The organism is Arthrobacter sp. P1_B4 (assembly GCF_056406555.1).
Genome location: NZ_JBFTZW010000091.1, coordinates 1 through 12,089 on the forward strand (window position 1 = coordinate 1; position 12,089 = coordinate 12,089).

The 12,089-nt window shown below is 64.1% G+C and carries 6 protein-coding genes and 1 pseudogene; 2 read left to right on the top strand and 5 right to left on the bottom strand.

Annotated features, from left to right (window positions below; all coding sequences use genetic code 11):
- Positions 1-342: 342 nt before the first annotated feature.
- Entirely contained in the window at positions 343-1,170 is an 828-nt protein-coding gene (locus AC1D1W_RS17690) for an IclR family transcriptional regulator (protein ID WP_028278268.1), read from the bottom strand.
- A 20-nt stretch (positions 1,171-1,190) separates the two neighbouring features.
- On the bottom strand, positions 1,191-1,388 hold the full coding sequence (locus AC1D1W_RS17695; RefSeq protein ID WP_216699165.1) for a cysteine hydrolase family protein: 198 nt from the start codon (positions 1,386-1,388) through the stop codon (positions 1,191-1,193).
- Between the two features lie 498 nt (positions 1,389-1,886).
- Here AC1D1W_RS17695 and AC1D1W_RS17700 point away from each other — a divergent pair, with 498 nt between their 5' ends.
- The gene (locus AC1D1W_RS17700) at positions 1,887-5,753 is read left to right on the top strand and encodes a hydantoinase B/oxoprolinase family protein (RefSeq protein WP_476944368.1); all 3,867 of its coding nucleotides are present in this window, start codon (positions 1,887-1,889) and stop codon (positions 5,751-5,753) included.
- Between the two features lie 116 nt (positions 5,754-5,869).
- Positions 5,870-7,234 (top strand): MFS transporter, encoded by a 1,365-nt coding sequence (locus tag AC1D1W_RS17705; RefSeq protein ID WP_243177955.1) that lies wholly within the window; start codon positions 5,870-5,872, stop codon positions 7,232-7,234.
- Positions 7,235-7,329: 95 nt separating this feature from the next.
- On the opposite strand, the pseudogene AC1D1W_RS17710 reads toward AC1D1W_RS17705, so the two are convergent.
- The 3 genes and pseudogenes from AC1D1W_RS17710 to AC1D1W_RS17720 form a co-directional block, all read right to left on the bottom strand.
- Positions 7,330-7,861, bottom strand: a pseudogene (locus AC1D1W_RS17710) (hypothetical protein); the annotation flags it as partial.
- Positions 7,862-8,014: 153 nt separating this feature from the next.
- Entirely contained in the window at positions 8,015-8,272 is a 258-nt protein-coding gene (locus AC1D1W_RS17715; protein ID WP_439954079.1) for a glycogen debranching N-terminal domain-containing protein, read from the bottom strand.
- Between the two features lie 1,194 nt (positions 8,273-9,466).
- Positions 9,467-12,034 (bottom strand): GH32 C-terminal domain-containing protein, encoded by a 2,568-nt coding sequence (locus tag AC1D1W_RS17720; protein ID WP_476944369.1) that lies wholly within the window; start codon positions 12,032-12,034, stop codon positions 9,467-9,469.
- Positions 12,035-12,089 lie beyond the last annotated feature (55 nt).

Here is a 12,089-nt window from a genome sequence, read left to right on the forward strand (position 1 = left end):
TCACTGCATCCGCCCCCCGTTCCCGCGTGCAAAAGCACGCCACCAAGGATGCTCTGGTTCAAGCCGTACAACAGGCTGCCTCGGAAGTATCCACCCGCTTGGGCTGGGCGGCCTCGCTTCCGGGGTGATTCATCCACGCGGCYAGGCGAAACGTCAGCAACATCATGTATTCGACCGCATTCAGATCGAGACGCTTGACCGCGCTGTCGCACTCGGAAAGGGTCATCCGAGAGGGAGCAGCTGCCAACTTCGAGGGGGTGGCCCTGCTTGAGGCTCCGTCGGTCCCTGCTCTGGCAAACCACCGAGGATCACGGCTCGCAGGCCCATCGGCTCCTGCTCGGATCAGCCAACAGCGCCGTCAGCGACCTGGATCTGTTTCCCCGGCAGGTGGCCCAACCGTGTAGACACCCGCGCCGCGGCCTCGAGCACGGCTTCGCGCAGGATCGACTGACTCTGCATGTACTGCACTCGGGATCGGGGCGCGCTGGCTGTGATGCAGCCGACGACTTCGCCCCGGTAGTCCCGCACAGGAGCGGACACGCCGTATTCCTCGTAAGTGGTCTCGCCGTCGTTGACGGCGAAGCCGTCGTCACGTACGCCGACGAGCTGTTCGTGGGCCGGGTCTTCGAGACCCAGGTAGCCCTCCCGCAGGACCGTACGGTCGGCAAGCAGGCGGTCGGTCTCCTCGGGCGGCAGTTCGGCGAGGAACACGCGGACTGAGGAACTGGCGAACTTGTTGTAGCGCGTGCCGATCGCCGCGCTGTGCTTGACCTGGTGGGTGGAAGCCGTTTGTTCCACGACAATCGCGTTGCTGCCGTTCCAAACGGCGATCGCGGCCGTCTCGCCGGTGGCCTGTGTGAGTTCTTCGAGGTGGGGCAGTGCGGCACGGCGGACGCTAAGCTCGGCCAGCAGTGGTCCGGCCAGGCCGATCATCCCGAGCCCGAGGCGGTATCGCCCTGTTTCCTCGTCGCGCTGCACGTAGCCGGCTTCGTCCAGGCCGCTAAGCATCCGGGAGACCGTGCTCTTGTGCAGGCCAACGAGCTCGGAGATCTCCGTGACGCCCAAGAGGGAACGCTTGGCGACGGAGAAGGCTTCGAGCACGGTAAGACCGTTGAGCAGCGATGCTGCCGCCCCTTGCGGTTTGTCAGTGGTTGTTTGTGGGTCAAGCATGGGTTCTCCCTCTCCAGGCGCTACGCGCAGTCACCGTAGCCATCGTACGGTGTGCCCATCCAACCTCTCGTCGGAGGACAAGTCTCCAGCGGCTCCACGTCGCCGAACTTGGAGTCCATATCGAACAGGTTCCACGCCACGACTCCTGGCACGGGGTCGCCCACGGCCTCCTTGACGATGATCGGGCGGAAGCCCTCGGCGATCGCCCAGGGTCTCAACCGGGATCTTTTGGGACCACAGGCCCATGCCGGACGGCAGGTTCACATCGAGGAGGAGAACTGGTGGCCCGGGCGGGTCCAGGCGTTGGCCATGTCAATGTGGATGACGGCCGGCCGGGTGCCGTAGCCGATAGTTCTGCAACATGTAACCCCTTTTTCTCAGCAGTCCAAAAACCGACCGTGYCCCCTCCCCACCCTGCTTGGCAGAGCCTTGCCGAATCCTTCCGCAAGCTGCTCTCCAACTCTTAGGGAGGCGCACGTCCCCTGACGCAAAAGGGGAAGTCCCAAGAAATGAACGTCAAAAACATTGCGTGTTGTTCGCAAAGGAACTAAATTGCTTTCTAAGCAACGATGTGAGCTACGGCACATCGGATTGCGGGACCGGACCCCCGGCCCAGCGGACTAGCTCCAATCCCGGGTGAATTCGGGCCCGGCCGAGAGGCCCCCCGTCTTTCCCTTCAACCCAGTCCTGAACCAAACTTTCGAAAGGACCCCCTTATGAAGCGCATCGGAGTAGACGTCGGCGGTACATTCACCGACTTGTATTTCTCGGACGACGACCAGCGCATCGCCGTTGTGGAAAAGGTTCCCTCCACCCCGCACGACCCGTCTGAGGCCGTGATCAACGGCATCATAAAGCTCTGCGAAAAGGCCGGGGTCTCGCTTTCGGAGATCGACCAGCTGGTGCACGGCACCACGGTCGCCACGAATACCGCGCTGACGCACACCGGTGCGGAGGTCGGGATGATCACCACCGAGGGTTTCCGGGACATCCTGCACATCGCCCGGCACAAGAAGCCGCATAACTTCTCCCTTCAGCAGGATCTGCCCTGGCAGACAAAGCCTCTGATCAAGCGCCGTCACCGGCTCACCGTCAAGGAGCGCATCACCGCACCGAACGGCGACGTTTTGGTTCCCCTGGACGAGGACGAGGTCCGTGAGCGCGTACGCGAGCTGAAGGCGGCCGGTGTCGAGGCCATCGCCGTCTGCCTGCTGCACTCCTATCTGAATCCCGCCCATGAGCAGCGGATCGGGGAGATTGTCGCGGAGGAGTTCCCCGAAGCCTACCTGTCCCTTTCCAGTGACATCGTGCCCCTGTACCGGGAGTATGAGCGGTTTTCCACCACGGCGCTGAATGCCTATGTCGGGCCCCGGGTCTCCCGTTACCTCTACCGCCTGCAGGAGCAGGCAGAAGGATTGGGTTACAAGCGGGAGATCCTGCTGATGCAGTCCTCCGGCGGTATGGTCCCGATCAAGGAGGCCGCGAAGCGGCCCGTCACACTGATGATGTCCGGACCGGTCGGCGGCCTGATCGGCGGCATGTGGGCCGGCCGTCAGTCCGGCTTCGAGAACGTGGTCACTCTGGACATTGGGGGGACCTCAGCGGACATCGGTGTGGCCTACCAGGGTGAACTGCGCATGCGCCACCTGCTGGACACCAAGATCGGCGACCACCAGGCCATGGTCCCGATGGTGGACATCGACACCATCGGCGCAGGCGGCGGCTCCATCGCCTACGTCGACGCCGGCGGGGTCTTCCGCGTGGGTCCGCAGTCTGCCGGCGCCGTCCCGGGCCCGGTCTGCTACGGCCGCGGCGGGACGGAGCCGACATCAACTGACGCCCAGATGCTGCTGGGGCGCATGCGCCCTGACCGCGTCCTGGCAGGCTCAGGCATGGATCTGGATCTCGATGGCGCCCGAAAGGCCATGGAAGGTCTGGCGGAAAAACTCAACATGTCCGTGGACCAGGCCGCCCTTGGCGCGCTGCAGATCCAGAAGTTCGGCATGACCCAGGCGATCGAGCAGAACTCCGTCCGCCGCGGCTACGATCCGCGTGACTTCACCCTCGTCGCGGCAGGCGGCGCCGGCGCACTGTTCGCCTGCGAGATCGCCGCGGAGCTGGAGGTCCCGAAGGTGCTGATCCCGGCCCACCCGGGCATCATGGCTGCGACCGGCCTGCTGGCTACCGACGAGAAGTATGAGTTCGTCGCCACCAGGCGGTTCACGTTCGCCAGCGCAGACCCCGCCGCCATCCAGGGCTCCTATGAGCAACTGGAGCGCGAGGCCAACGCCCAACTCGATGCCGAGGATGTGCCAGCCGGACGCCGCAAGCTCGAATGGCTCGCCGACGCGCGCTACGAGGGCCAGGGGTACGAGATCCGCTTCACTGCGCCCGCCGGACCGGTTAACCAGGCCTGGCTGGAAATGGCCGAGGCGGCCTTCCACGACGCCCACTTCGAGGAGTACGGGCACCGCTTCAAGAACGGCACCGTGGAAGTCATCAACATCCGCGTGGAGGCCAGCGCCCTGATGGATGACCTGCCCACGCCGGAAGCGATCAAGTCCGGTTCCCTCGATGACGCCCTGGTGGAAACCCGCCCGGTGACCTTCGAACAGGATGGCAAGCCGGTCACCCTGGACACCGGCTTCTACGACCGCGACAGGATGGGCGTGGGAATCACCTTCACCGGCCCCGCCATCATCGAGCAGTACGACTCCACCACAGTTATTCCTCCGGGATTCTCCGGAGCGGTGGATGCAGCCGGCAACCTCGTCATCGACTGCCCGGCCGCCACCCAGAGCGCCGAGAARCTGGCCACCCCGATCCTGATGCGCGTGATCGGCGGCGCCCTGAACTCCGCAGCAAAGGAAATGGCATCGGTGCTCTTCCGCATGGCCTACTCCTCGATCATCCGTGAGTCCGAGGACCTCGGTGCAGGGCTCTTCGACAAGGACGGCAACGTGCTGGCCGAGTCCGACTCCACGCCAATGTTCATGGGCTCGATGCCCAAGATCGTCAAGGGTGTGATCTCGGTCCTCGGCGACGACATCCACGACGGTGACATCATCCTGCACAACGATCCGTACCTCGGCGCCACGCACTCCCCCGACGTCGCGATCATCGAACCGATCTTCCACGACGGGGAACTCGTCGGCTTCGCCGGCGCCTCGGGCCAGCTGATCGACAACGGCGGTGCGTACTCCGGACTGATGGTGGACATCCAGGACATCCAGTCCGAAGGCACCATCTTCCGGGCGGTGAAGATTTCCGAGAAGGGCGTCCGCCAGGAATCGCTGATCCGGCACATCCTCAACAACACCCGGACACCCACCTCCAACGAGGGCGACTTCCAGGCGATGATCGCCGCCTGCGAGCTGGCCAAGTCCCGCTACATCGCCCTCATCGAGCGGTACGGCTTCGGCGCGGTCCGCGAAGCCGGCCAGAGCTGGATCGACTACTCGGAGCGGATGCTGCGCCAGGAGATCGCCAAGATCCCCGACGGCGTCTACGAGACCGAGGTCGGCTACCTGGACGACGACGGCCGGAACTACGGCAAGAAGCTACCGATCGTCGTGAAGGTGATCATCGAGGGTGACGAGATCACCTACGACCTCACCGGATCCTCCGAACAGGTGCCCACAGCTTATAACTGCGCTTTCGAGGGCACCACCGTCTCGGCATTCACGTTCATCACCCGGATGATATTCCTGGACGAGGTCGCCTTCCCGGTGTTCGTGCCCCAGAACGAGGGCATGCTCAAGCCGCTGAAGGTGATCGCTCCGGAGGGCACCATCTTCAACCCGACGTACCCGGCTGCGACCTTCTCGCGGTTCTCCCAGGTACAGCGGGCCGTCGATCTGGCCCTGCGGGCCCTGGCCCCCGTTATCCCGGAACGCGTCACGGCCGGCAACTCCGCCCACATCCACTTCATCTCCTACTCAGGATGGGACGAGAAACAGGGCGAGTACTGGGTCTACCTCGAGGTCAACGAGGGCTCCTACGGCGCCCGCGCAACCAGCGACGGGCCGGACTCCGTAGACAACCTCATCGCCAACACCCGCAACAACCCGATCGAGGAGCTCGAGTGGCGGTTCCCGATGCGCACCGACCGCTACGAACTGCGCTCCGAGCCGGCGGCCGCCGGTGAATTCCGCGGCGGCATCGGCATCGTCCGGGAGAACACCTTCCTGACCGACACCGCGATCACCTGCGAGGGTGAACGCCACGAGTCGGACGTCCCATGGGGAGCCTTCGGCGGCCATGACGGCCTCAACGGCTCGCTCGTGAAGAACGTCGGCCGGGCGGGCGAGGAGTCCTGGCCGTCCAAGGTCACCGGACGTCAACTGCTGGCCGGTGACTCCCTGCAGATCACCGTGCCCAGCGGTGGTGGCTTCGGCGACCCGCACAAGCGGGACCCGCTGAAGGTCCTCGAGGACGTGCTGGACGGCTTCACGACCGCCGAGGCGGCCGCCCGTGACTACGGTGTGGTCATCAATGAGGTCAACGGCCAACTCACGGTCGATCTGAGGTCAACCGCCGAACGCCGCGAGGTTTTGGTCGCCGAGCTCAGTTCCGCAACCTAAGCCAGTAAACGCAGTAAAAGGGGCGGCCTGGAGCCAGTTATTGACGCTGGTCTCCAGGCCGCCCCCTTCGTTCCCTACTGATCACATCCCACCATCCCCGTGAATTAGGAACCGTTATGACCACTGCCCCAACCTTTCAATTTGTCGAGTCTGATGTCACGCCCAAGGACGTCCGGCTGGCCACCTGGATTTGCTTCTTCGCCTGGACCTTCGCCGTCTATGACTTCGTCCTGTTCGGCAACCTCCTGCCGGTGCTGGCCGCAGACCTCGGCTTGAGCGCGGCCCAGTCCACGGGGATCAATACCTGGGTGACCGCCGGCACTGCACTCGTGGCCTTCGGGATCGGCCCGATCGTCGACCGGATCGGCCGCCGCAAGGGCATCCTGATCGCCGTCGTCGGTGCCGCCGTCGCCTCACTGCTGACCGCCACTGTCGGCTGGGTTGTGGGCATCGCGGCCGGCCTGGGACTCGTCTTCTTGGTCCTCGTGCGTTCACTGGCCGGCCTCGGCTACGCCGAACAGGCCATCAACGCGGCCTACCTCAACGAGATGTTTGCCCACAACAGCGATCCCGCCAAGGCCCGCCGCCGCGGTCTCATCTACTCACTCGTCCAGTCCGGCTGGCCGGTCGGCTCCGTCCTGGCTGCCGGGTCCGTCTACCTGCTGTTCCCCATCGGCGGGTGGGCGCTCTGCTTCGCCGTGGCCGCCATCCCCGCCGTCTTCATCGTCATCGCCGGACGCTGGCTCAAGGAGAGCCCCCAATTCGCCCACCGTCACCAGATCGACAAGATGATCAAGGACGGCAGGGTGGAAGAGGCGCAGCAGCTCGGGGAGAAATACGGAATCGACGTCTCGGAGAAGGCCAGTCCGCTCGTCTCGGTCTTCCGTGGGGAGTCGCTGCGGTCCACCCTGACGATCGGCGGAGCCTTCCTCCTGAACTGGCTCGGCGTCCTTGCATTCGCGATCCTCGGCACGTCGCTGCTTACCGCACCGGACGGCAAGAACATCGAGTTCGACAACGCGCTGCTGGTACTCATCATCTCCAATGCCACGGCCTTCGCCGGCTACCTGTTCCACGGCTGGCTCGGCGACCGGATCGGGCGTCGCAACGCGATCGGGATCGGCTGGATCCTGTGTGCCGTCTCCTTCTTCACCATGCTCCAGGCACCGAACGGGAACTTCCCGCTCATCATCGGGCTGTACAGCGCCGGGCTGTTCTTCCTCATCGGCCCCTTCTCCGCCCTGCTGTTCTTCACCGGCGAAAGCTTCCCCGTCCACACCCGGGCAACGGGAAGCTCCATCATCAACGCGTCCGGCCAGGTCGGAGCGATCATCGGCGGCCTGCTGATCACCGCCACCCTCGCCGCCGGCGCCGGCTGGATCAACGCCACCCTGTGGTGGGGCGTCCTCCCCATCCTGGCTTCCGGCCTGCTCATCTTCGCCGCCCGGAACGTCGACCCCAGCAAGGTCCGCCAGGACTGACAGGGACGAACCCGCACCACAAACACCATCCGCACGGCGGGAACTCTATGGGACCAGGGAGTTCCCGCCGTGCAGATGACATTAATCCGTAGCCCTTATCGAGTGGACCGCGACGGCAAGGCCCAGTTGCTGCTGCCCACCTCCCCGCCTGAGGTGAGCAGGAGGTGACATGCCGAGTTGGCCATAAGGCTGTCGGGCCTGCTCGTCCCGCTAAGGTTCTTTGCGCAGCCTGGCCTGTTCCACCGGTGCAGCGCCATGCCGTCGGGTAGCCCTTGGACGTAGGTGGTGGAACCGGGAATGTCGATGGTAATCCGGCCGCCGGCCATGGGGCATTGGTGATGTGCAGGTCGCCGTAGGCCTCCCCAGTACCGGGTCCAGCCACAGACCACCCCGGGATACATGCGCGTCGTAGCGCATCAGGCTTGTCACCAGCGGAATCGGCGCGGTCGCGGCCCAGGCCTGGGGCGAACACGCCGTCGGGTACGGCACGGGCTGGGTGAACCGTTCCCGGTCGAAGCCGCAGAGGAGCTCGGGCAACCGGCCGTCCGAGTACTGGGCAGCCTCAAGCAGTGCCGTAGCGATCTGCTGCGCTTCTTTCACGAAACCGTAGCGCACCAGACCGGCCGCAGTCATGAACCAGGGCGCTCCGGCGGCGACCACCAGCCGGTCCGGATGGTCGGGGTCTTCGATCCTGAGCGCGCCCAGATCGTCGTAGCTGCGCTGCAGGTCCGTTCGATGGAACCGTGGCCCATCTGCAGCACCGGAATCCTCGCCACCGACTCAATCCGGCGCCGGTGCTGCGGAGACAAATCTCCCGGTGCGGGACGAACAAACGGTGCAGCCGGGCCGGGCAACACGGCCGGCGAACAACGCCCGGTAGAGTTCCTTCGTTTCCGCCGCCAACGGCTCCAGCAGCTGGCCGTTGACGGTGAGGTTCCAGCGGGACAGGATGCGCGTGTCCTGGAAGAAGACCCCGTGCGGGAGTTCGGGTTGGATGTCACCATTCGGCAGCGAGATGCAGAAGGAGGAACCTTCCACCTCGTGTCAGTAGAAATAGGAAACGAGAGGGTCACCGATGAGCCACGGCGTCATCTAGACACCGGTGTGGCCACTGTACACACCCCCTTTGGCCGGATAAACAGCCACCAGCTTCTCCCCCAGGCCCCAAGAAGCAGCGAATCGAGGCAAGAACCTCGAAGAAATTTCGCGCAGGTCATATCGTCACCACAACCCCACCGCATGAATAGGTACTGGACCAACCACGGCTGCCAGGCCAAGCCGGAAAGGAGACCAACATGACCCCACATCCCGGCAGGCGGAGGGCCCACCAGCCAGGACCTTGAACCCGCCACCCACATAACTTCATAGGCCATCGCGGCGGCCAGCAACAGGCCGCRACAAACGTCAGAGGGACCCGAACAGGGTCAATGTTGACACGTTAAAGCAAAACCCCCTCTGACGAGGGGGTTGCTGTGCCCGAGGTGGGACTCGAACTGCATTCCAACCCCTGCAAACGCTGGACTCCCCCGGAAACATCCGCAATCCAACAGAAACCATTTGGCAGCACCGGAGAGCGCTTCGGTCGTCCTTTCCAACATTTCCCCCGGAGCCAGAGGTCGGTTCACGCCCTTCTACGGTCTCGCCCCTGGAAAAACGGGTGCGGAGTCCTAACCGGACGGCGCTGACTGCCACATTTTGCGGAGGACGGCGGGACCTCCCGCCGTCCTCCGTTGTGCTCTTGCGGCCGGAATCTCACACCCTCCACTCCTCGTCGACAGCAGCAAATCACGAAAAGGCTCGGCGTCACCGCCCCTCCCCTGGATCAGGCGCTCAGCGAAACACTTCTCAGCTATAGCAACCCGCAAGGCGCCCCAGCATTGTTATGACCATGAACCAGCCGATGCCTCGCCAGCCACAGCAGTTCCGCGACCGTCTCGCATCACCAGTCGAACCTCAGATGTTGACAGCAGCGCGCTGCAGCGGCGCTCGGCAATCTTTCGGTAGCCGTGCTACCAGAAACCACGCGTAGATTCTTCGGGGATTGGTCTCCTACGGGGRGGACTGGCGCCCCCCAGCCTTCTGTTGTGTCAGCTGACCGGCTGGAGCCAGGTCAGCACTGAGATGTTTCGGCCGCCGGGGTATGGACGAACTGAAGGGATTGAGCCCGGTGCAATATGGGCGCAATCCCTTCAGTTCCGGCTCCTTGGGGAGCCCGTCAGGCGGCGGGTTGGGTCACTTCTTTTCAGCCAGGAACATTGCCTTTTCAAGCGGTGTCACGGTGAGTGATTTGAGCTGGGCGGTACCGCCTTCTGCGAAGAGGGCCATCTTGTCGGCTCCGGCGTTGGGGAATACCTGGTCGGTGATGGTCCGCAGACCATCCTGGGCGAACACCTCAACTGAGGAGCGGTCGAGGAAGACCCGAAGGGTGACGTAGCCCTTCTTGTCCAGGGTGACGGGGGCGTCCTCGATGGAAGCGAAGGCCGGGTGGAACGCGGTGTTGCCGGAGTTAGTGCGGTCAACGAAGAGCTTCCCGGTCGTGGCGTCGTAGCCGATGACGGTGGATGCGGCTCCATCGCCCAGCACGGTGATGCCGGATTTCTTGGCCGTGCCCGGCGCGAAGGTGATGTCGACTCGTTGGACCTGACCGGAGGCGGCCGCGGGCAGCGGGGTTGTTCCCTCCTCGATCGGGATGCCCTTCGGGGTTGAGTAGCTTGGCTCTTGGGCCAGCTTGTCGACCTGCTTGACGGCGCTTTGGGTGAGCCGGGGCCCTTCCGGGGTCTGGGTCAATTTCACTTCGCGCGGCAGGGCCATGGCGCTGCGCCACGGGTTGGTGGGGATGTTGTTGGCGTAGTCCCAGTTGTTCATCCAGCCCAGCATGACCCGTTTGTTTTCGGGCATGTTGGCGAAGGACACGGAGGCGTAGTAGTCGCGTCCGTAGTCCAGCCAGTCATAGGTCTCCAGGGCCGACTGTGCCGGTTTCGAGGAGAGCATGAACTCGTCCGCGAGAATGTGGCCCCAACCGAATCGGTTATTGTCGACCACTTTGATATGTGCTTGTTGGCCAACGAATTCTTTGACATTCCATGATGCCCAGTCGAGCTTTTCACTGTCGTTTCCGGTGGCCGTGCGGACCACTTGTCCGTTGACCACGAGGTTTACCGATTCCTCGTCAGACCGGGGAACGGCCGGGCCGTCAGTCAGCATGACGTGGTCAAGGGTCAGGTGTCCCCACCCGCCGGTGGCCTGGTCAACTACACGCAACTGTGCATTCTGTCCCGCGAACTCGGCGACATCCCAGCCTTTCCAGTTCAGGATTCCGGAATTGTCTCCTGCGAGGGAGCGGACCACCTTGCCGTTGACGAGCAACTGGGCGGCCAGGATCTGTCCGGAGTCCGCGGAGCGGTTGCCGCCGCCGACCAGCATGCTCATGAAATTCTTGGTGATGGGGAATTCCGGTGATGTCAGGGTGCCCTGCCGGTCATCGCCCGGTGCGGTGCCGGTCTCGAAGGTGTTGATCCGTTTGGCCCCGAGGTAGAAGTCCCCGCCGCTGGTGGAGGGCTGGAAGTTGGGGGTGAGGTCGCCGGTCCCGGTCCAGCCGGCGTCGGCCAGCGATGTCCCGGCGGGAACCTCGAAGCCGTCAAACTTGAGTTCCCCTTCGGGCGGGGTGTTGTCCAGCTTGTCGGAGACGCGGGGGTGCTTGCCACCGCCCACGAGGAAGTTCAGGTAGTCGTCGGTCACGGTGAAGTTAGGTGACTGCATGGACCCGAGCGGCCAGTCGCCGTCGTTGAAGGAGTTGATCAGGCCACTGCCGTCAAAGCCGGTCACGGGGCTCTGGCCGGGAAGGGCTCCGTTTGCCGGAGTGCTGCCGAATGGGCCGTTCTTCCAGTTTCCTGGCTCGTTGTTGACGGTCCAGCCGTTGTAAGTTCCGTCGTTGAATCCGGCCAGGACCGTGCCGGGAGGGGGCGTGGCCACGGGTTTGGTGGTTTCGGAGGTGAAGGTGGTGCCGTCGAAGTTCCCCACGAAGTACTGGCCGGCGGAGCCGCCGGCCACGCCGCCGGGATTGATGTTGACCACCATGACCCACTTGACGTTCTTCGGGTCGCCGTCCACGGCGAGGGGAAACAGGTCGGGGCATTCCCACTGCCCGCCGGTGGCATTGGCTGGTCCGAATTCACTCAGGGCGGTCCAGTCCTTGAGATTGGCGGACTTGTAGAGGACGACCTTGTGCTCCTGGGCTTCGACCGCGGTCATGAGCCAGTAGCCTCCGCCGCCGGGTTTGTTGTACCAGGAGACCTTCGGGTCACGGAAGTTGGCGGAGTTTCGGTTCAGTACAGGATTGCCGGAGTACTTGGTCCAGGTCTGTCCGTCATCGAGGCTGTAGGCCAGGGACTGCGCCTGCAGGCCGCGGTGGGGCGAGGCGTCCTTGTAGGCGCTGGTGAAGATCGCGATCAGCGGTGGGTTCTCTTTCGTACCGAAACCGGTCGTGTTGTCCTTGTCCACAACGACGCTGCCGGAGAAGATGTCCTGCTCTGCATCGGTGGAGATCGCCAGCGGCTGCYCCTGCCAGTGAACAAGGTCCTTCGATGTGGCGTGGCCCCAGGACATGTTCCCCCAGGTGTTACCGGAGGGGTTGTGCTGGTAGTACATGTGGTAGACGCCCTTGTAGAAGACGAGCCCGTTGGGGTCGTTCATCCAGTTCTTTGCCGGCGTGTAGTGAATGGCCGGCCGGTAGGGTTCGTCCCCGGGGCCCGTCGCGGCCGACGCCGGCAGGGAACCTGCCAGTGCCGCGGCCAGCGTCAGTCCCGCGAGCGTCAGTGCAGAAACGGCATGCGTCCTGCGGGTGGTCGTGTTCTTC